General features: G+C 72.3%; 18 protein-coding genes and 1 pseudogene. 7 read left to right on the plus strand and 12 right to left on the minus strand.

Annotated features, from left to right (window positions below):
• Window positions 1-90: 90 nt before the first annotated feature.
• Window positions 91-1,074, plus strand: a complete 984-nt coding sequence (locus tag SD460_RS26690; protein WP_318306886.1) for a LacI family DNA-binding transcriptional regulator — start codon at window positions 91-93, stop codon at window positions 1,072-1,074.
• Here SD460_RS26690 and SD460_RS26695 read toward each other — a convergent pair.
• The 6 genes from SD460_RS26695 to SD460_RS26720 all read right to left on the minus strand — a co-directional run bounded on the left by SD460_RS26695 (window position 1,037) and on the right by SD460_RS26720 (window position 6,049).
• On the minus strand, window positions 1,037-2,308 hold the full coding sequence (locus tag SD460_RS26695) for an FAD-binding protein (protein WP_318306887.1): 1,272 nt from the start codon (window positions 2,306-2,308) through the stop codon (window positions 1,037-1,039). The genes SD460_RS26690 and SD460_RS26695 overlap by 38 nt on opposite strands.
• A gap of 41 nt (window positions 2,309-2,349) precedes the next feature.
• The gene (locus tag SD460_RS26700; protein WP_318306888.1) at window positions 2,350-3,378 is read right to left on the minus strand and encodes an Lrp/AsnC family transcriptional regulator; all 1,029 of its coding nucleotides are present in this window, start codon (window positions 3,376-3,378) and stop codon (window positions 2,350-2,352) included.
• A gap of 172 nt (window positions 3,379-3,550) precedes the next feature.
• Window positions 3,551-3,742: a hypothetical protein gene (locus SD460_RS26705; RefSeq protein WP_290060994.1), complete on the minus strand. Its 192-nt coding sequence runs from the start codon at window positions 3,740-3,742 to the stop codon at window positions 3,551-3,553.
• 209 nt (window positions 3,743-3,951) lie between these two features.
• The gene (locus tag SD460_RS26710; RefSeq protein WP_318306889.1) at window positions 3,952-4,719 is read right to left on the minus strand and encodes a hypothetical protein; all 768 of its coding nucleotides are present in this window, start codon (window positions 4,717-4,719) and stop codon (window positions 3,952-3,954) included.
• Window positions 4,716-5,306: a papain-like cysteine protease family protein gene (locus tag SD460_RS26715; RefSeq protein ID WP_290062983.1), complete on the minus strand. Its 591-nt coding sequence runs from the start codon at window positions 5,304-5,306 to the stop codon at window positions 4,716-4,718. Before SD460_RS26715 ends, SD460_RS26710 begins: the two co-directional genes overlap by 4 nt.
• Window positions 5,307-5,503: 197 nt before the next feature.
• The gene (locus SD460_RS26720) at window positions 5,504-6,049 is read right to left on the minus strand and encodes a DUF6801 domain-containing protein (protein ID WP_318306890.1); all 546 of its coding nucleotides are present in this window, start codon (window positions 6,047-6,049) and stop codon (window positions 5,504-5,506) included.
• Between the two features lie 332 nt (window positions 6,050-6,381).
• Between SD460_RS26720 and SD460_RS26725 the strand changes: the two genes are divergently transcribed.
• Window positions 6,382-6,891, plus strand: a complete 510-nt coding sequence (locus tag SD460_RS26725; RefSeq protein WP_290062979.1) for a hypothetical protein — start codon at window positions 6,382-6,384, stop codon at window positions 6,889-6,891.
• A gap of 321 nt (window positions 6,892-7,212) precedes the next feature.
• On the opposite strand, the gene SD460_RS26730 is transcribed toward SD460_RS26725, so the two are convergent.
• The 4 genes and pseudogenes from SD460_RS26730 to SD460_RS26745 form a co-directional block, all read right to left on the minus strand.
• Window positions 7,213-7,458 carry a transposase family protein gene (locus SD460_RS26730; RefSeq protein ID WP_290062977.1) on the minus strand — a complete coding sequence of 82 codons (246 nt, stop codon included), beginning with the start codon at window positions 7,456-7,458 and terminating at the stop codon, window positions 7,213-7,215.
• Window positions 7,449-8,105 carry a transposase family protein gene (locus SD460_RS26735; RefSeq protein WP_318306891.1) on the minus strand — a complete coding sequence of 219 codons (657 nt, stop codon included), beginning with the start codon at window positions 8,103-8,105 and terminating at the stop codon, window positions 7,449-7,451. The genes SD460_RS26730 and SD460_RS26735 overlap by 10 nt, the downstream gene beginning before the upstream one ends.
• A 153-nt stretch (window positions 8,106-8,258) precedes the next feature.
• On the minus strand, window positions 8,259-10,847 hold the full coding sequence (locus SD460_RS26740) for an ATP-binding protein (RefSeq protein ID WP_318307213.1): 2,589 nt from the start codon (window positions 10,845-10,847) through the stop codon (window positions 8,259-8,261).
• Window positions 10,829-11,005 (minus strand): annotated as a pseudogene (locus tag SD460_RS26745) (AfsR/SARP family transcriptional regulator); the annotation flags it as partial. The pseudogene SD460_RS26745 and the gene SD460_RS26740, both read right to left, overlap by 19 nt.
• A 236-nt stretch (window positions 11,006-11,241) precedes the next feature.
• Here SD460_RS26745 and SD460_RS26750 point away from each other — a divergent pair.
• The 4 genes from SD460_RS26750 to SD460_RS26765 all read left to right on the plus strand — a co-directional run bounded on the left by SD460_RS26750 (window position 11,242) and on the right by SD460_RS26765 (window position 16,143).
• A complete protein-coding gene (locus SD460_RS26750) occupies window positions 11,242-11,943 on the plus strand; it encodes a S1 family peptidase (protein ID WP_290055867.1) in 702 nt (233 codons plus the stop codon).
• Window positions 11,916-14,441 (plus strand): P-loop NTPase fold protein, encoded by a 2,526-nt coding sequence (locus SD460_RS26755; protein ID WP_318306892.1) that lies wholly within the window; start codon window positions 11,916-11,918, stop codon window positions 14,439-14,441. Before SD460_RS26750 ends, SD460_RS26755 begins: the two co-directional genes overlap by 28 nt.
• A gap of 51 nt (window positions 14,442-14,492) precedes the next feature.
• Window positions 14,493-15,062, plus strand: coding sequence for a TetR/AcrR family transcriptional regulator (locus SD460_RS26760; protein WP_290055865.1), 570 nt, complete (start codon window positions 14,493-14,495; stop codon window positions 15,060-15,062).
• A gap of 73 nt (window positions 15,063-15,135) precedes the next feature.
• Entirely contained in the window at window positions 15,136-16,143 is a 1,008-nt protein-coding gene (locus SD460_RS26765; protein ID WP_290055864.1) for a medium chain dehydrogenase/reductase family protein, read from the plus strand.
• Between the two features lie 57 nt (window positions 16,144-16,200).
• Here the strand turns inward: SD460_RS26765 and argG are convergent, their stop codons facing one another.
• A complete protein-coding gene (argG, locus tag SD460_RS26770) occupies window positions 16,201-17,646 on the minus strand; it encodes an argininosuccinate synthase (RefSeq protein WP_290055863.1) in 1,446 nt (481 codons plus the stop codon).
• Between the two features lie 91 nt (window positions 17,647-17,737).
• Here argG and SD460_RS26775 point away from each other — a divergent pair, with 91 nt between their 5' ends.
• Entirely contained in the window at window positions 17,738-18,604 is an 867-nt protein-coding gene (locus SD460_RS26775) for an aminoglycoside phosphotransferase family protein (protein ID WP_290055862.1), read from the plus strand.
• Window positions 18,605-18,614: 10 nt separating this feature from the next.
• Here the strand turns inward: SD460_RS26775 and glpD are convergent, their stop codons facing one another.
• Entirely contained in the window at window positions 18,615-20,324 is a 1,710-nt protein-coding gene (gene glpD / locus SD460_RS26780) for a glycerol-3-phosphate dehydrogenase (protein WP_318306893.1), read from the minus strand.
• Between the last annotated feature and the right edge of the window lie 3 nt (window positions 20,325-20,327).

Raw genomic sequence — 20,327 nt, forward strand, 5'->3', positions numbered from 1 at the left:
CGCTTACTGAAATCGCGTCATGGGTTTGCGAAATTTGTTGACAACACTGACGGGCGTTTCCATCATGGTGCACGAGCTGGAGGAGTTGCCGTGACCGTGACGATTCACGACGTCGCCCGCCTCGCCAACGTGTCGATCTCGACGGTGTCCCGGGCGTTCACGGCACCGGATCTGGTCCGCCGGCAGACCCGCACGCGCGTGCTGGCCGCGGCGACCGAACTGGGCTACCACGCCGCGGGCGCGCCGCAGCCGGTGCCCGCCGCGCGCACCGGGCACCTCGGCATCGTGGTTCCGGACCTGGGAAACCCGTTCTTCACCGGCGTGCTCAACGGCGTCCAGGCCCGCGCGCGCCAGGACGACGTCGCCGTGCTGTTCGCCACCAGCGACGAGGATCCGGCGACCGAGCAGAACCTCGTGCGCCGCATGGCGAAGCAGGTCGACGGCGTCGTGCTCTGCAGCCCGAGCATGACCGACGACCAGCTGCGCGCGCTCGCCGCGCAGACGACCCTGGTGCTGCTCAACCGGGAGGTGGCGGGCATCCCGTCGATCGTGGTGGACGCCGCGGACGGGATGCGGCAGGCGATCCAGCACCTGGCCGCGCTGGGCCACCGCCGCTGCGCCTACCTCGGCGGGCCGCGGGCGTCGTGGGCGAACCGGGCCCGGCGTCACGGCCTGGCGGAGGCGGCCGAGCGGCACGGCACCGACGTCGTCGAGTTCGGCCCGTTCCCGCCGGTGTTCGAGGGCGGGCTGCAGGGCGCGGACCTCGCGCTCGCGGCGGACGTGACGGCGATCGTCGCCTACAACGACCTCGTCGCCTTCGGCGCGCTGGCGCGGCTCAACGCGCGTGGCGTACCGGTGCCGGACGAGATCAGCCTGGTGGGCTTCGACGACCTCGTCTTCGCGGCCATTTCCGCGCCACCGCTGACGACGATCGCGATGCCGACGGAGGCGGCGGGCCGCGCGGCGGTGACGATCCTGCTCGGCCTGCTCGACGGCGAGGCCGGCGAGCACCCGGCGCAGGTGCTCGACACCCACCTCATCGTCCGCGCGACGACGGCTCCCCCGGCGTGTTGAAGACGTGCCGGTCCAGGAACGGGTTGCGGAACTTGCCGTCCGGGTCGAGGGTCGCGGCCAGCTCGCGGAAGTCGGCCAGCCGCGGGTACTCGCCGCGGACGTCGTGGACGAGCTTGCCCCAGTGCGGCCGCGCGCCGAACGGCGCCAAGCGCTCCTCGATGACCGGGAGGATCGCCTCGACCTCGGGCTGGCGCGGCTGCCAGGTGAAGTGCAGCGCGACCCGGTCGCCGCCGTGGCACGGGCTCAGCCACAGCTCGTCGCCCGCGATCGCGCGGATTTCCGACACCAGCAGCACCGGCGCCACCAGGCCGGCGAGTTCGCGGACCGCCGCGATCGCCGCCGTCGCGTGCTCGTACGGCACGAAGTACTCCGTCTGCAGCTCGTCCCCGACGCTCGGGGTGAACGCGAGCGCGAAGTGCGGCAGCCGCTCGTGCCACGGGCCCGGCACCCCTTGCTGCGGCGTGGTGTTCCCGGCCGTGATCCCCGCGGCGCGCGCCGGGTGCCGCGGGCCGTCCGCCGGGACCGCGCCGAAGAGCTCGCGCCGCTCCGTGAAGGCGTCGACGCGGCTCTTGACCCACACCAGGTCGATGTCGTCGTCGGCCCAGTTCGTGAACAGGCTGACGCTGTAGCCGGCGTCCTCGATCTCGTCGAAGTGCCCGTACGCGGCTCCCCACGGCAGGTGGTCGAAGACGTCCTGCCGGACGTCGAACGCGGGCACCACGTCGAGCGTCAGCCGCGTGACGACGCCGAGCGCGCCGAGCCCGACGACCACGCCGGGGAACTCGGCGTCGGCGCGGGTGAAGGTCCGCAGGCCGCCGTCGGCGGTGACCAGCTCCACCGCCGAGACGGCCGCAGCGAGCCCCGGCTGCCGCCGCCCGGAGCCGTGGGTGCCGGTCGCGACGCTGCCGGCCACCGTGATGTGCGGGAGCGACGCCAGGTTCGGCAAGGCGAACCCCGCCGCGTGCAGCTGCTCGGCGAAGTCGCCGTAGCGCGCGGACCCGCTGACGGTCACCGTGCCGTCGCCGATCTCCACGCCGGTGTCGAGGGCGCGGAGGTCCAGCAGCGTCCCGCCCGGGGAGTCCGCGACGTCGTTGAAGCAGTGGCGGCTGCCGAGGGCCTTGACGCGGCTCGCGCCGGCGACAACGTCCCGCACTTCGGCGACCGTGCGCGGGGTCAGCACGCCGGCCGCCGCGTACGTGTGGTTCCCCGCCCAGTTCGACTCGCCCACCCGCATGTTCCTTCCCCGCGCCGGAAATCCCGTTCCCGACCCTACGCTCAGCGGGCGGGGATGATCGCCTGGTGGGTGCCGCCGAGGCCGTGCGGGCTGAGCAGGCGGCCCATCCGCTTCGGCATCCGCAGCGTGATCGCGCGGTCGGCGACGCGCGCGCCCGGTGCCGCGGCCGCCAGCGCCGCCTCGTAGGCCGGGCAGCCGGCGGGCTCGCGCAGCCACGCCGACACGACCAGGTTGCCCTCCCCCACGACCGCCGCCGAAAGCCGGGTTTCCGGCAGCTGCGCGATCGCCGTGCCCGCGCGGTCGAGGTCCGCCGCGGGCACGTCGAGGCGGTAGCCCGCGATCACCGGCCAGCCCGCCGGGACGTGCGCGAGGTCGCAGCGGAAGTCCAGCTCGTGGTTGCGCAGCATCCGCGCCAGCGCGCGCCGGACCGCCGACTCGCTCATCCGGCAGTCGCGGGCCAGCTCGGCGTAGCTGCGCCGCCCGTCCTCGCCGAGCGACTCCACCAGCGCGCGCAGGTCCCGGTCGTTCCACTGCTGCGGGACGAGGAGCCGGGCCTGCTCCGCGGTGTCGTCCAGCGCCGCCCGCTGCTCCGGGGCCAGCGCGTTGACCAGCCACCCGCTGCCCTCCCGGTAGACGCGGGTCGCGACGGCGAACCGCACCTCGAGCACCCCGGGCAGCGCACCGATGCGGCCGGTGACCAGGGCGTCCAGCGCGTCGAGGTCACGCGCGGCCAAGGAGAGGAACAGCCCGAAGCGGCTGGTGGTGCGCTCGACGCTGAACACCGGCGGCCAGCCGCAGAGCTCCTGGGTGAGCGCGGCGAGCGCGTCCGGCCGGCAGGCCACGTCGACGTAGCCGACGGTGGTGGTCGGAGCGGTGACGTACGCGGTGAGCCAGGCCAGCCCGGCGGCCTGCAACCGATCCCAGCGGCGGGCGGCGGTCGTCGCGTCGGTACCCACGGCGGCGGCGATCCGCGTCCACGGCGCCCGCGGGTCGCGCTGCAGCGCCTCCACCAGCGCGAGGTCCGAAGCACTCGGCCGCGCCGGCTCCGGCGGGGCCGAAGGAACGGGCATGGCGCATTGTGCCCTGATCATGATCACCTGCCAAGGGCCGCTGCCGGTCCGGTGGTGGGGGCCGCACCGAGGTCGCGAATGACTCATTCGGGACCGGTGAGGTCCCGAATGAGTCATTCGCGACTCCACGGCAGCGCGGCCTACGGCACCGGACCGGCAACCCTGCGCCGTCCTACCGCCGCCCCAACCGGGGTGCCGCGACCGCGCCCGCCGCCAGCAGGAGAACCCCTCCGACCGCGAACGGCAGCACCGGCCGCCAGCGCCGCACGGTCCTACCGCCCCACAGCCGGGGTGCCACGACCGCGCCCGCCGCCAGCGAGAGGACGCCGCCAAGCACGAACGCCAGCACCGGACCGGCAGCCATCCGCCGCCCTACCGCCGCCGCAACCGAGGTGCCACGGCCGCGCCGGCCGCCAGCAGCAGGACGCCGCCGAGCACGAACGGCCGCACCCGCCGGCAGCCCTGCGCCGCCCTACCGCCCCCACAGCCGGGGTGCCACGACCGCGCCCGCCGCCAGCAGGAGGACGCCGCCGAGCACGAACGCCAACACCGGACCGGCAGCCCTGTGCCGCCCTACCGCCGTCGCAACCGGGGTGCCACGACCGCGCCCGCCGCCAGCAGCAGGACCCCTCCGACCGCGAACGGCAGCACCGGAACAGCAGCTGGGTCCGTGGCCGGCACTGCGCGCTCGCGGCCGCCGTAGCCGCCGCCCGCGCCGTCGCGGTCGTAAGCCGAGCCGGGGAGCTTGTCCGCGTAGCGCCGGTGCAGCGCCGCCCGGTAGTCCGCCAGCGCGAGCTTCGTGCCCGCGGCCAGGCCGGTGACCGAGCCGTCGAGGACCGTCACTGCGTCGCCGTGCACCGCGTACCAGGCGTTGACCTGCGGCTCGTGCAGCAGGTAGCCACCGGCCGCGGCCTGGGCGTAGCGCTGCTCGTAGTCGCCGGAAGCGACGTTCACGACGGTCCAGGCCGGGCCCTGCCGCTCGGCCCAGACCGTCGCTTCGGCGCCGTCGCCGGTCCGGGCCGGCACGGCGACGTAGGCGAGCTCGGCCGGGACGCCGGACTTCCCCGCGACGAACGCCGCCGTCGGCTCGTACACCGCGACCTGGGTGCGCGGGTCGGCCTTCGCGGTGCTCGCCGCGGCCGCCGCGCGGGCGCCGGGGAACTTCGTCGAGGCCAGCCGGTCCGCCGTGGCCGCGCTCCCGGTCAGCTGCCCGATCGCGGCGGTGTCCGCGGCGGTCGGGGTGCCGGCGGGCCCGTCCGCGGCGCTCGCGGCCCCGGTCGTGGCGAGCATCGCGGCGCCGGCCAGCACGGCCGCGCCCATCGCTTTCCGCAGCACGCTCATCCCTCGATTCCGTACACGGTGTGGGTCCACTGGAACTGGGTGTTCGAACGGTAGGTGTCGTAGTTCATCGAGTTGTAGCGGCTGTTGTTCGGCCACGGGTCGCCGTATTCGACGCGGGTGGCGCCACTGGAATTGTCGTAGCCGTAGAGCACGTGCATGTGCCCGCCGCCGGAGCGCCAGCCGATGCGGGTGCCGATCGGCTGCCCGGCGTCGATCTGGCTCTTGATCGAGGTGAAGGAAAGCGTCTGCCCGTTCGAGTTGTACGTGCCGGCGCTCGCGAAGCCGAGGTAGCGGAACACCCGCTGCTGGTCGGACAGATAACCCTGGTTGTTGGCGCAGTCGCTGCCGGATTCGTTGTGCGCGATCTGGCAGAACCGGGTCTGGGACAGCGAATGGCCCCAGAAGTCGGCGATCGTGTTGCCGCTGGCGTCCCAGCACCACTGGTCCTTCTGCTGGGCCTGCATGGTGATGCCGAGGTCGGTGCGCGCGGCGGCCGCCGCGGTGGCCGGCGCCTGTACCGCGACCACGGCGGCCGTGGCGGCCGAAAGGACCGCGAGTCCACGTAGGACTCCTGGAATGGTTTTCACGAAGGTGAACCTCCAGCCGGGGAGAGGCGATGTGGTGGCACGGAATACTCCGCGCCCGCCTGTGCATCCGGTACCTACTAAGGGAGGAACACGTTGGGAAGGAACGACTTCGGGTGGATCCCGGCATTTCCCGTGCTGCCGGATTCCGGCGGCGGCGCACCCCCGCCGGACGGATTCCGGCGGGGGTGCGCCCGGCGTCAGCTGACGGTGGTCGTACCCAGGGTGGCGTCCTGGTCCGGCGGGTCGAGCGTCAGGTCGACGTCGAACTCGCCGAGGCTGCTGTCGGTGACGACGTGGGTGGTCGCCGCCGGGTCGACGCTGCTCGTGGCATCACCGGCCGGGGTGCCGGCCGGGACGGTGAAGTCGACCTGGCCCTGCGCGGTGAACTTCAGGGAGCCTTCGCCGGGCACGGGCGTTTCGGGAATGGGCAGCTCGACGGGGATGGCCACCGACTGGCCCGCGATGGCGACGTTCACCTTCGACTTGATCGCGCCGGAGACCTTGGTGGCGCCGACGAGCCGCAGGCCGTCACCGGCGGCCTGGCCGGCGTCGACGTCGAGGCTGAACGGCACCGAGATCGGCGTGCCCGCGGTGGCGGTCGCCGGGATGTCGGCCTTGACGACCACCGAGACCTGCTGGTCACCGATCAGCGGGAACCCGCCCTTGAAGGTGAGCGCTTTCTCGGCCGCGGCGGCCGTCCCGGCGCCCGCTACGGCGATAGCGCCCGCCAGCACCGCGGCCATTCCCATTCCGAGGAATCGCCGGCCGGTTTTCCGAACGAGGGTTTCCGTCATATCGGATCCTTTCATCGTCGAACGGACATTCGGATACTAGGGGGAAACTACCCAACCGGCCATTTTCGTTTTCTGTTACCGGGGAATTTGTCATGCGGGTTTGCGGGCGGCTCACCGGTTTTTGTCACCGGCCCGCGCGCGGGTGACAATTCTTTCCACCGGGACGCTCATTCGCGTCAGCACCCGCGAGAGCGGCGGTGTAGTGGCGGTGTAGCGGCCGCGCGCAGGGTTCTCCCCGACGCCGGGGCACGCCGTCCCGGTCTACTGAGGGAGACACACCCATGCGAACCATCTGCCAGGCGGCCGCGCTGTCGGCCGCCCTGCTGTTCGGCGGGGCCACCGTCGCTTCGGCCGCCACCGCGCCGCCGTCGGAGGTGTACGCGGAGGTCACCGCGGCCGACATCGCCGACCCGGGCGCCGTCCTCACCGACTCGGCCGCCGACCTCGCCGCGGCGCGGACCGCGAACCAGGCGATCGCGTGGTACTCGAACCGCAACGGCAGCACGGCCTACCAGGGTTACTGCGAGAAGGCCGCGCGCCTGGCGTGGGACCGCGTGACCCACCACGCGAGCGCGATCGAGCACTGGCGCTCCTCTGACGGCGCCCGCCACACGACGGGCACCCCGCCCCGCGGCGCGTTCGTGTTCTGGAACATCTCGGCCTACGGCCACGTGGGCATCGCCGACGGCAGCGGCGGCGTCTGGGCGACGAGCGTCAACGGCGCGATCGGCCACGCCCGCCAGGGGTACTTCGCGAACTACCTGGGCTGGAAGCCGGGCAACAGCAACTGATCGCCGGCCCCGCCGGGGCTAGGCCCGGCGTCGGCCGGCTCGCCCCGAACACCCGCGCGACCATGCCCGCACCGAGCGCCCATCGCTGCGGGCATGGTCGCGCATCCGGGCTTCGGCGACGGCATGGAGTGCGCCCCAATGTGGCGTTCGGTGCGTCAGACGCACCGAACGCCACATTGGGTGCGTTGAATGGGCACCGCGGCGCGAAGTGCCTCCGTTGAGGGTGGTGGCGGGGGCATGGATGGAGCACCCAACGCCACATTGGGGTTGTTTCATCGTGGTTTGGGCTGGTCACGATGGGTTGACCCGGTCTGATAACGCTCATCCCGGGCCTGACCGGGCAGCATCGCGGACGCTTTGCTCGTGCTGGGTCAGCACCAGCAAAGCCCGCAGCACCGTGGTGGCGTGGCGGGTGTCGAGGCGGAGTTTGTCGAGGATGTGCCAGTGTTTGAGGGCGGCGAAGCCGCCCTCCACCGCGCACCGCATCGCCGAGAACACCGCGTTCGCCTGCTTCTGGCCCTTCGTGAGAGGCCTGTTCGCTTCGGCCTTGAACGGGGTCAGCACCACCTGCTCGCACCGGCCCTCGCAGACCGGGCAGTCGCGGGTGGTGCGGACGTCCTGTGCCAGCCCTGGAAGCCCTTGTCCCCAGCCGGGGTCAGACCACGCGCGTGCAGCCGCTCCCGCAGACCCAGCCGGCGAGCGGCGGTGATGTCAGCCGTCCGGCCGGGCAGCGCCGCCGACACCCACAACAACCGGCCGGTCTCATCGGTCAAGGCGAGCACCACCAGGCCGTGCTGTTTGTGTTTGCCGCTGTAATGGGCCCGGTTGGCTTTTCCGGTGCGGCGGCGGGTCCGGATCAAGGTGCCGTCCACCAGCACCACAGCCGCCTCGCCAAGGGCGGCCTGGCGACGCAGCACCCGGTTCAGGCGGGTCGCGCGGGCGGCGAGCAAGGTGATGGCTTCCAGCACCCACCGCCGCACCGTGGACGCGGATATGCCCATACCGCCACCGAGGTGAGCCAGGCGCGGGTCGTCGCGCAGCACCGCGAGGACGACCAAGGCCTGCTCGGCGGGGGTGGCTTTGCGCCAGCGGGACCGCAGCTGACAGCGATGGACACGGATCAACCCGGCCAGCATCTGCAGGGTCGAGAGGGAGAGGGGAAGGGTGACCTGGTAGGAAATGGAGGTGAAGCCCTCGGCGGGTTGTTGACTCACATCTCGATCGTGCCGAGGGCTTCACCTATGTCCGGGCCGCCACGCCGGTCCCGCCGCGACTTCCCGCTGCGTCAGCGAAACAGGCCCCACCCGCTCCCTCCGACCAGCCACAACCACGATGAAACAACCCCATTGGGGCGCTCGGCCCGGGACTCAAGCGCGGGTCGCCGACGGGCTTCGTCGTCGCTGGGCTTGCTCCAGCAACGCCAGTCCCGTCGTCTCCCCCTGCCGGTTCCCGGTTTCCCGGAACACCCGCAGCGCCCGGTCGCACACCCCGCGGGCCTGCACCGGCTCCCCTGCCGCCAGCAGGGTCTGCCCGATGCCCAGCAACGCGTACGCGCTGCAGCGCTCGTCGTCGAGGTCCTCCAGGATGCTCAGCGCCAACCGCAGGCACGCCAGCGAATCCGGCAGCCGGCCGGCGTCGCGGTGCAACGTGCCCAGCTCGGTCAGGACCTTGGCCTCCCGGTGCGGGTCGCCGATCTCGCGCGCCAGGTCGCGGGCGCGCAGGAGCCACGTGCCCGCCTCGGTGAACTCGCCCAGCAGCGCGTGCGTCGAGCCGATCGCGTTGCGCATCTGGGCGACGCCCGTGCGGTCGCCCGCCCGCTCCAGCCCGGTCAGGGCCCGCCGGTAGCACTCCAGCGCCTCCTGCGGGCGGTCGCGCACCCGGGCGACCGTGCCGAGGCCCGCCACCGCCAGCGCTTCGCCGCGGACGTCGCCCAGCGAGCGAAACAGCTCCGCCGAGCGCTCCATGTCGTGGACCGCCGCCTCGTATTCGTCGTGGTACAGCCGGACCTGACCGAGGCCGCGGTGCAGCACCGCCGCGCCCGCGCGGTTGCCCGCCGCCTCGACGGCCGCCAGTGCGATCAAATGGCTTCGGCGCCACTCGTCGTACGCGCCGCGCAGGTCGTAGAACGGGACCGCGGCCGCCGTCAGCTGCCAGGACAGTTCGTCGAGGCCCGCGTCCGCCGCGAGCTGGACCGCGCCGGCGATGAGCTTGCGCTCGGCGGTGAACCACTCCAGCGGCTCGGCGGGCAGTTCCGGGCTCGCCGCGGGCACCTCGGGTCCGGTCATCGCGCCGAACGCCGGGGGCAGGCCCGCGGCCGCCGTCTTCGCCAGGGCCAGCAGCACCGACAGCACGCGGTGCAGGGTTTCCCGCCGGAGGGCGACCGGTTCCTCCGCCAGCAGTTCCGCCGCGTAGCACCGCAGCAGGTCGTGCAGCCGGTAGCGCGGCTGCCCGCCGGCGTCCCGGCCCGCGAGCGAAACCAGATTGGCGTCGACGAGGACGTCGAGCACCTCGTGCGTGCCGTCGCGGCCGAGCACCGCGTCGACCACCCAGCTCGGGAAGTCCTGCGCGCCCAGCACCGCCGCGCGGCAGAACGCGGTCCGCGCCCGCGCGGGCAGCTGCCGCAGGCTCAGCTCGAAGCTCGGCCGGACGCCGAGGTCGCCGACGCGCAGCTCGCTCAGCCGGCTCGACTCGTCGGCGAGCCGGTCGTGCAGCGTCCGCAGGCTCCACGCCTGCCGCCCGGCCAGCCGCGCCCCGGCGATCCGGATCGCCAGCGGGAGGTATCCGCAGCAGCGCGCGATCGCCGCCGCGGCGGCGGGCTCGCCGACGACCCGGTCCGCGCCCGCGATCCCGGCCAGCAGCGCCGAAGCCTCGCGCTCGCCGAACACGCCGAGCTCGACGTGCTTCGCGCCCGCCAGCTCCGGCAGCCGCCCGCGTGCCGTCACGAGCGCGGCGCACCCGGCGTCGGCGGGCAGCAGCGGCCGGACCTGCGCGCCGGTGGCGGCGTCGTCGAGCACCAGCAGCATCCGGCGCCCGGCCAGCCGCGAGCGGAACAACGCCGCCCGCTGGCCGAGCCCGGCCGGCACGGCGTTCCCGGTGACGCCCAACGCGTGCAGGAAGTCGGCGAGCACTTCGGCCGGGTCGCGCGGGGTGCCGGTGCCCGCCAGGTCGACGTACAGCTGGCCGTCGGGGTAGCGCGCGGCGAGGCGGTGGGCGACGTGCATGGCGAGCGCCGTCTTGCCGGTGCCCGGTGCGCCGGTCAGCACCACCGGTGCCGGGCCCACGGCGGCCTCCAGGTCCCGGACGTAGTCTTCGCGGCCGGTGAAGTCGGGCAGGTCCGCCGGGAGCTGCCGCAGCGGCCGCGGGTCGGCCGCGGGCGCCTCGAGCGGCGCACCGGAGAGGATCGCGGCCTGCAGCGCCCGCAGTTCCGGGCCCGGTTCGACGCCGAGTTCGGTGACCAGGCGCTCCCGCGCCGTCGAGTACGCCCGCAGCGCTTCGGCCCGGCGGCCCGCGCCGGTCAGCGCGCGCAAGTACTGCTGCCACAGGCGTTCCCGGTACGGGTGTTCGGCCAGCAGCACGGTCAGCTCGGCGATCGCGAGGTCGTGCCGGCCCAGCGACACCTGCAGGGCCAGCCGTTCCTCGACGGCGGCCAGCCGGTTCTCGACGAGCCGGCCGAGTTCGGCGTCCCACGCGGGCGCGGTGGGCAGGTCCGCCAGCGGCTCGCCGCGCCAGAGCGCTCCGCCTCGGCCAGCAGCGTCAGCGCGGCTTCGGGGTGGTCCGCCCGCTCGGCTTCGCCGACGAGCCGGGTGAACCGGTGCGCGTCGACGGCGTCCGGGTCGACGGCCAGCGAGTACCCGGGGCAGTGCGTGCGCAGGAGCGTGTCCGGCAGCAGGCGGCGCAGGCGCCAGACGTAGGTCTGCAGGTTGGCGGTGGCCGACGTGGGTGGTTCCCGCGGCCAGATCGTGTCGACGAGCTGGCCGGGCGGCACCGTCCGGTTCGCGTTCAGCAGCAGGTGCGCGAGCAGCACGCGCTGCTTCGCCCCGCCGAGCGGCAGCGGCTGCCCGCCGACCGTCACGGTCAGCGGTCCGAGCAGGTGAAACCGCACTTCTGGCCCCATCGCGCCGGACTCTAACGAGGGGCCGGCGACCGCGTGGGCGATTCGCTGACATCACGGGCACCGCTGTCACTCGGTTGGCAGCACGCTGCGCCGGTCGGCTCACGACGAAAGTCGCGTCCTTGATCAACCGACTATCGGCGGGTTTCGGAGAATCACCCACAACGGTGACGGTAGGTGTGTCCTTGACCACCCCGTCACCGCGAGACCCCGGTCCGCGGCTGGAGGTTGATCGTAAAGTGCGTATCGCGCGAACCGGCGTAGTCGTCTCCGGTGTTTTCCTTTCGGCGTTCGTGGCCGCGGCGCCGGCCCTGGCCGCCCAGCCGGCCATCATCGACGGCAGCAACGCCGACTCGCTCCACTCCGCGGCCCGGATGTTCGCCGGCGGCCAGGAGATCTGCTCGGCGACGATCATCGCGCCGGACTGGATCCTCACCGCCCGCCACTGCACGCAGGGTGCCGACGGCCAGCCGATCAGCTTCCACGTCGGCGACCTCGACCAGACCAAGGGCACCACGGTCAACGCGACCTCGGTGCACGAGGCGCCGGACTCGGACATCGCACTGGTGCAGATCGACCAGCAGGTGCAGACCGACTACGCGCCGCTGGGCAGCGAGGGCGACGTCAAGGTGGGCGACCAGGCCGAGGTCTACGGCTGGGGCGCGACGTGCACCGACAAGCCCGAGATCGAGTGCCAGTCCCAGCTGCTGAAGGTCGCGAAGGTCAGCGTCAGCTCGATCGACTGCCCGGACGGCGCGGCGGGCGTCTCGGTCTGCGCGAACCGCGGCGACGGCATCACCGCGGGCGGCGACTCAGGCGGCCCGATGTACGCGAACGGCAAGCAGGTCGGCGTGGCTTCGACCAGTGACCGCCAGTCCTACACCGCCTACATCAACATCACGAAGTACCGGGATTGGATCTCGCAGACCGCGGGCGTCTGAGCCTTCCCGTCGAAACGCCCGCCGGCCAGTTTGTGGACACGGCGGGCGTTTCGCGTCGGGAGCCGTTACAGCGGCGACACCTCCGGCGACTCATCTCGCGACACGGCGTCTTTCGTGGCGGGAGGTGGACGATGGCGAAGCGGGAAGCGATGGTGATTTCGGTCGGCCGGTTCGACGACCGGGACCTGGCTCCGCTCCCCGCCGCGCCCGCCTTGGCCGAGCTGCTGGCCGACCCGGAGGTCGGCGACTACGAAGTCGAGACCGTGGTCAACCCGGCCAGCCACGGGATGCGGATCGCCATCGAGCAGTTCTTCGCCTCGGCGCGCCCCGACGAGCTGCGGACCTTGTACCTCTGCAGCCATGGGATCAAAGACGTCGAGGGCAGGCTGTACTTCGCCGCGACAGACACCCGCAGCGAACTCTTGGCGGCGACCGGCGTCTCCGCCACCTTCCTCGGCGAAGCCGTGAGAACGAGTCGTTGCCTCGCGATCGTGATCATCCTGGACTGCACGTTCGCCGGTGCTTTCCAGCACGATTTCGGCAGCCTGCAGGCCCACCCGGCCGCGATCGACCCGGACATCGGCGGCACGGGCTGGGTCGTCATCTGCTCCTCGGGCGCCTACCAACACGCTTTCGCACCTTCCAAGTCCCTGGCATCGGCCTCCGGCTCGGTTTTCACCGACGCACTGATCGAAGGGCTGCGCACCGGCGCCGCCGACCTCGACGGCGACGGGACGATCGATGTGGACGAGCTGTTCGACTTCCTGCACAGCAGCGTGGTCGAGGCGAGCAAGGGCGACGGCTTCCTCCAGACACCGAGCCGGCTCACCGGACTGACCGGCAAACTCGTCTTCGCCCGCGCACCTGGAACGCCGCATGCTCCCCGAGAGCTCCTCCAGCGGGCCACCGCTGAACTCGCGGGCGACGTCGACATCGAAGCCGCCGCCTCGGTCGAGGCGGGACGGCCGGAACCGGAGACCAAGGTCGATTGGGCGACGGACGCACCGGCGAGGGAAGACCACTTGAATCGCGCGCCACTCGCCGAGGTACTGGCGAGCCAACTGCGCGAAGTACGCCGGAAGGAGCCGTCGACGTCCTTCCTGGTTCATCTCGACGGACCTTGGGGAGTCGGGAAGAGCTCCCTGCTCAACTTCCTCGAAGAACGCCTGGAACACGAGTTCACGATCGTCGCCTTCGATGCCTGGCGGCAGTCCAGGCTCGGCCCGCCGTGGTGGGCGCTCCTCAGCGCGACCCGCAAGGCGGTCGCCTCCGACCGTCGCCGCGTTTCCGCCGCTTGGCTCCGCGCGGCGGAAACCATCGCTCGCGCTCGGCGCTCCGGTTCCGCCTTCGTCCTCGCCGTACTGCTGCTGATCACCTCCATCGGCGTGCTCGCGGCGTTCGTGCTGCCCCGCGTGCCCGGGACCGAGGCCATGGCGACGCTGGCGAAGACGCTCACCACCCTGCTCGGAGCGGCGGGATTGCTGTGGGCCGGCGCCCGGGTGGCAGCCAAACTGCTCCTCTGGGACTCCGCGCGCGGCGCCCGGCTCTTCGAGCAGTCGAACCCGAACCCGATGGACCAGGTGGCGGCTCACTTCCGCTGGCTGCTGCACCGTTCCCGCAGACCGGTGCTCGTCTTGATCGACGACCTCGACCGGTGCCAAGGAACCTACGTCGTCGATCTGCTCGACGCGGTGCAGACTCTCGTTCGCGACCACTCGCGACGAACGACCGAGGCTCAGGAACGCGCAGCGGCCTACTTCGTCGTCGCCGCGGACGGCGCCTGGTTGCGCCGGAGCTACGAAGACTCGTTCCCCACTTTCCACGACTGCGTGCCGGCGCCCGGTTCCTCGCTCGGCCACCTCTTCTTGGACAAGATCTTCCAGCTCACCGTGCCGGTACCGGCTCCGAGTGCCCGGGCCCGCGCCGCCTACCTCGACCAGTTGCTTCACGTGGCGGACCCGGCATCCGCCGAACGGGTCAGGCTCGAGGTCGAAGCGGGAAAGGCCGAGATCGCCCGGGTCGACGACGAGGCCGCCATCCTGCGGGTGGTCAGCGCGGCCAGTCCGCCGGCGAGGGAGGAACTCGCCGGTCGAGCCGCGCTCGCCCTCGTGTCACCGCAGACACGTACCCGTACCGACCACGCTCTGAGCAAGTTCCTGCCGCTCCTGGAGGCCAATCCCCGGACGATCAAGAAGTTCCTCAACACCTACAACGTGTTGCGCTCCGTCCGCACCCTCGAACAGAACACCGTGCCGTCCGATGTCCTGGCACTCTGGACGATCCTCCGGATTCGCTGGCCGTCCGTCGCAGACCTCCTCGAAGCCTCGCCGGACGCGATCCGCGGCATCGTCGAACCGCTGTGGGCGTCCGAGTGCCTGCCGCCGCACCTGCGCGAACTCGCCGTCGACGCGGGACTGCGCGCGGTCGTCCTGTGCCCCGAAGGCGGGCCGCTCACCGCGGACATCGTCCGCCAGTGCAGCGGCGCCGGTTCGGCGTGAGGACCACCGGGGGCTTGCTTCGCCGACAAGAGTGAGTGTACAGTCACTCACATGACGAAACGCGGTGCCACCCTCTCCACCTCCGACGCCCGGCGGGACGTCGTCGTCGACGCCGCGATCGCCGAGTTCGCGCGGGGCGGGTACCACGGGACGCCGATCAGCGCGGTGGCCGAACGGGCCGACATCTCCCCCGCTTACGTCTTCAAGTTGTTCCCCGGCAAGGTTTCCCTCTTCGTCGCCGCGCTCGATCGGTGCTACGAACTCGTCACGCACGCCCTCTCCAACGGGGCCGCCCGCGCCGACGGTGAGGACCCCGACAAGGTCCTCTACGAAATGGGTGGCGCCTACGCCGAGCTGATCGCCGACCGGAATCTGCTCATGTTGCAGGTGCACGCCCAGTCGGCCGCCGACACGCCGGAGATCGCCGACGCCGTGCGGCGCGGGCTGGCGAAGGTGACCGAGTTCGCCCTGTCCCGCTCCGGCGCCGAGGCCGAGCAGGTGCAGCGGTTCATCGCCTACGGCCAGCTCTGCCACCTGATCGCCACCCTGGACCTGGACGAGCACACCGGCGAGTGGGCCGCGGTCCTCTCCGCCGGCATCCGCCACCCCGGCAAAAACTGACCCCTGACCAGCCTATTCCTTTTTCACGCCCGCCGAGTGATTGACCAGTCACTCACATTCGGAAGGAACTACCGTGACCGTCACCGAAATCGTCCTCCCCGGCCTCGTCGAGCCGGACGGTCTCCGCGTCGAACACCGTGCGCTGCCGTCCCTCAAGACCGGCGAAGCCCTGATCCGCGTCGAAGCGACCGGGATCTCCTTCGCCGAACAGCAGATGCGGCGCGGCAAGTACTACGACCAGCCGCCGTTCCCGTTCGTGCCCGGTTACGACGTCGTCGGCACGGTGCTCGAGGCCGAGGACGCCGCGCTGGTCGGGCGCAGGGTGGCCGCCATGACCAAGATCGGCGGCTGGAGCAGCCACCTCGCCGTCGCCGCCGCCGACCTCGTGCCGGTGCCCGACGGGCTGGACGCGGCCGACGCGGAGACGTTCGTGGTCAACGGCATCACGGCCTATCAGATGCTGCACCGGCACGCGAAGGTGAAGGCGGGCGGCACGATCCTCGTCCACGGCGCGAGCGGCGGCGTCGGCACCACCCTCGTGCAGCTCGCCCGCGCGGCCGGCATCACCGTGATCGGCACCGCCTCGGCCCGCAACCTCGACGCCGTGACCGCGCTCGGTGCCACCGCGCTCGACTACCGCGGCGACGTCCCGGCCCGGGTGCGCGAGCTGGCGCCCGGCGGGGTCGACGCCGTCTTCGACCACGTCGGCGGCCCCGGCATCGTCGACTCGTTCCGCCTGCTCGCGCTCGGCGGCGCCCTGCTCGCCTACGGCAGCGCGTCCACGAAGGACACCGGCGGCAACCCGAAGCCCGCGGTGCTGAAGCTGGTCGCCCGGCTGTTGTGGTGGAACGTCGCCCCGAACCGGCGCCGGGCGCACTTCTACAACGTCTGGGGCGGCAAGCGGAACCTCGCCCGGTTCCGCGCGCGGCTCGCCGAAGACCTCACCGCCGTCTTCGCGCTGGCGGCGAAGGGACAGCTCAAGGCGCAGGTCGCCGCGCGGATCCCGCTGACCGAAGCCGCGAAAGCGCTGGCACTGGCCGAATCCGGCACGGTCACCGGCAAGGTCGTGCTCGTCCCCTGACGCCGCGCGGCTCGTGAGTGTTCAGTCGGGTTAGAACCCGACTAAACACTCACGAGGTCAGTCCGTGCCGAACTCCATCGCGGCGCTGTCGAGCAGCTCGACGTCGTCGGTCTTGCCGCGCGAAGCGATCACCTCGGCGCCGCCCTCCGGCATCGCCCCGATCAGGCCGGTCGACGCGGCCTGGGCGGCGCCGATCAGCTTCGGGTTCGAGCCGCCGACCATGCCGAGGCTCGCGTACTGCTCCAGCTTCGCGCGCGAGTCGGCGATGTCGAGGTTGCGCATGGTCAGCTGGCCGATGCGGTCCACCGGGCCGAACGCCGAGTCCTCGGTGCGCTCCATCGACAGCTTGTCCGGGTGGTAGCTGAACGCCGGGCCGGTCGTGTCGAGGATCGAGTAGTCCTCGCCGCGCCGCAGCCGCAGCGTCACCTCGCCGGTGATCGCGGTGCCGACCCAGCGCTGCAGCGACTCGCGCAGCATCATCGCCTGCGGGTCCAGCCAGCGGCCTTCGTACATCAGGCGGCCGAGGCGGCGGCCCTCGTTGTGGTAGCTGGCGAGGGTGTCCTCGTTGTGGATCGCGTTGACGAGCCGCTCGTAGGCGGCGTGCAGCAGCGCCATGCCCGGCGCCTCGTAGATGCCGCGGCTCTTCGCCTCGATGATCCGGTTCTCGATCTGGTCGGACATGCCGAGACCGTGGCGGCCGCCGATGGCGTTGGCCTCCAGCACCAGGTCGACGGCGGTGGCGAACTCCTTGCCGTTGATCGTCATCGGCCGGCCGTGCTCGAAGCCGATCGTGACGTCCTCGGCCGGGATCTCGACCTCGGGGTCCCAGAACGCCACGCCCATGATCGGCTTGACGATCTCGATGCTGGTGCCGAGGTGCTCCAGCGACTTCGCCTCGTGGGTCGCGCCCCAGATGTTCGCGTCGGTGGAGTAGGCCTTCTCGGTGCTGTCCCGGTAGGGCAGGTCGTGCGCGGCCAGCCACTCCGACATCTCCTTGCGACCGCCGAGTTCGGTGACGAAGTCGGCGTCGAGCCACGGCTTGTAGATCCGCAGGGAGGGGTTGGCCAGCAGGCCGTAGCGGTAGAACCGCTCGATGTCGTTGCCCTTGTAGGTGGAGCCGTCGCCCCAGATCTGGACGTCGTCCTCGAGCATCGCGCGCACCAGCAGCGTGCCGGTGACCGCGCGGCCGAGCGGGGTGGTGTTGAAGTAGCTGCGGCCGCCGCTGCGGATGTGGAACGCGCCGCAGGTCAGCGCCGCGAGCCCCTCTTCGACGAGGGCTTCCCGGCAGTCGACCAGCCGGGCGATCTCGGCACCGTACTGGCCGGCGCGCCCGGGCACCGAGTCGATGTCGGGCTCGTCGTACTGGCCGATGTCGGCGGTGTAGGTGCAGGGCACCGCGCCCTTGTCGCGCATCCACGCGACCGCTACGGAAGTGTCGAGGCCACCGGAGAAGGCGATACCGACACGCTCGCCGACGGGCAGGGAAGTGAGCACCTTGGACATGCGAATGATTATGCACGGCGATGCATCACCGTGCAATCCGGGGTGCCTGGCGTCACGGATATCGCGTTGACGAGGGTGGTTCGGTGGGTGCATGGCCCGGATGCACGCCGACGAGCACGCGATCGACACCGCGCTGGTGCGCCGGCTCGTCGACGGCCAGTTCCCGCGGTGGGCCGGCCTGCCCCTCACTCCTCTGGCGTCCGGCGGCACGGTCAACGCCGTCTACCGCCTGGGTGACGACCTGACGGTCCGGCTCCCCCTCGCCTCCGCCGGCGTTGGGGACCAGCGGGTCCTCGCGGCGCTCGGCGAGCTCCCGGTGGCGGTCCCGGCCGTCGTCGCGCGGGGCGAGCCGGCCGAGGGCTACCCGTGGCCGTGGGCGGTGCACCGCTGGCTGGAGGGCTCACCGGCGGTCGAGGGCGAGCCCGCACCGGCCGGTGACCTGGCGGAGTTCGTGCTCGCCTTGCGGGCGCACCCGGCGTCCGGTCCCCCGGCCTACCGCGGCGGCCCCCTGTCCGCGGTGGACGACGCGACCCGCCGGGCGATCGCGGAACTGGACCGCACGGGCGAGCCGTTCGACGCGCCGGCGGCACTGGCGGACTGGGCGGCGGCGCTCGACGCTCCACAGTGGACCGGGCCGCCGTGCTGGGTGCACGCCGACCTGATGCCGAGCAACCTCCTGCTGCGCGACGGCCGCCTGACCGGCGTCCTCGACTGGGAGACCGCGGGCCTCGGCGACCCGGCGTGCGACCTGATCCCGGCGTGGAACCTGCTGACCGCGGCCACCCGTCCGCTCTTCCGCTCCGCCGTCGGTGCCGACGAAGCGACGTGGGCCCGGGGCCGCGGGCGCGCACTGTCGATGGCGCTGATCCAGCTGCCGTACTACCGGCACACGAACCCGGTCATCTCGGCCAACGCCCGGTACGTGCTCACGGAGCTCGGCTGCGTGCCGGCTCCGTGAGCACGCCGGATCAACTCGGCAACAGGGCCGGGGCGGCGAGGCGGGTGGCGTTCGCCGCCTCGTCGTCGGGTGCCTCCTGGGCCGAGCGCTCCGCCTCGACGCGCGCGAGGTAGTTCGCCACCTCCCGCTCGGTGCGGTGCGCGTCCCAGCCCAGCACCGGGGCCATCAGCGCGGCCACCTCGGGCGCCGCCGTCACGCCGCGGTCGCGTTCCTCGATCGAGATACGCGTGCGGCGGGTCAGGACGTCCTCCAGGTGCAGCGCGCCCTCGTGCGAAGCCGCGTACACCGCTTCCGCGCGGAGGTACTCCGACGCGCCCGGGATCGGCGAGCCCAGGTCGGGCTCGTCGCGGATCAGGTCCAGGAGGTTCCAGATCCGCGTGCCGTAGCGCTGCAGCAGGTGCTCCACCTGCGGCACCGTGAGGCCCGCCCGCGACGCGACGCCGAAGCGGTCGTCCCACAGCTCGTGGTAGCCGTCCGCGCCGACGATCGGGAGCCGGTCGGTCCACGACGGCGGGGCCGGGCGGCCGACGTCCTCGACCACCACGTCGACCGCGTCCGCGGCCATCACCCGGTACGTCGTGTACTTGCCGCCGGCCACGATCACCAGGCCCGGCACCGGGTGCGCCACCGCGTGTTCCCGCGACAGCTTCGTCGTCGCGGCCGCCTTCGCCGCCAGCAGCGGGCGCAGACCCGCGTACACGCCCTCGATGTCGTCGTGCGTCACCGGCGTCCGGAGCACCTTGTTGAGGTGCTCCAGCACGTAGTCGACGTCCGCGCGGCTGGCCGCGGGGTGCTCGCGGTCGAGGTCCCACTCGGTGTCGGTGGTGCCGACGATCCAGTGGCGGCCCCACGGGATCACGAACAGCACGCTCTTTTCGGTGCGCAGGATCAGCCCGGTGTCGAGGTCGATCTTCTCCCGCGGCACCACGAGGTGGATGCCCTTGGACGCGCGCACGGTGAACGGCGCCGGGATCCCGGCCGCCGCCGCCATGTCGTCGCTCCACACGCCCGTCGCGGCGACCACCGTCTTCGCGCGGATCTCGAACTCGATGCCGCTCTCGCGGTCGACGACCTTCGCGCCCACGACCCGCTCACCGTCGCGCAGCAGCGACGTCACGCGAGCCCGCGTCAGCACCGAAGCACCCTGCTCGGCCGCCGTCCGCGCGATCGTCATCGTGTGGCGGGCGTCGTCGACCTGGGCGTCGTAGTACTGGATCGCGCCGATCAGCGCGTCGTCGGCCAGCGCGGGCGCCGCCTTGAACGCACCGCGCTTGGACAGGTGCCGGTGCCGCGGGAGCGCGCGGGCGCCGCCGAGCGTGTCGTACAGCGTGACGCCGGCGCCGATGTAGCCGCGCTCCCACACCCGGTGCTGCAGCGGGACCAGGAACTTCACCGGCCGCACCAGGTGCGGGGCCAGCTTCTGCAGCAGCAGCCCGCGCTCCTTCAGCGCCTCGCGCACCAGCTTGAAGTCGAGCTGCTCCAGGTAGCGCAGGCCACCGTGGATCAGCTTCGACGACCGGCTGGACGTGCCGGCGGCGAAGTCCCTCGCCTCGACCAGCGCGGTCGAGAGCCCGCGGGACGCGGCGTCGAGCGCGACGCCGGCCCCCGTCACTCCCCCGCCGACGACCAGCACGTCGACCTCTTCGCGCGCCAGCTGCTTCAGCGTCTCCGCCCGGTACAGCGGGGACAGCGGCACGGCTTCCACCGAACTCCTCTTCATCGG

Origin of the sequence: Amycolatopsis solani (assembly GCF_033441515.1) — a bacterium.
Classification (GTDB): domain Bacteria; phylum Actinomycetota; class Actinomycetes; order Mycobacteriales; family Pseudonocardiaceae; genus Amycolatopsis; species Amycolatopsis solani.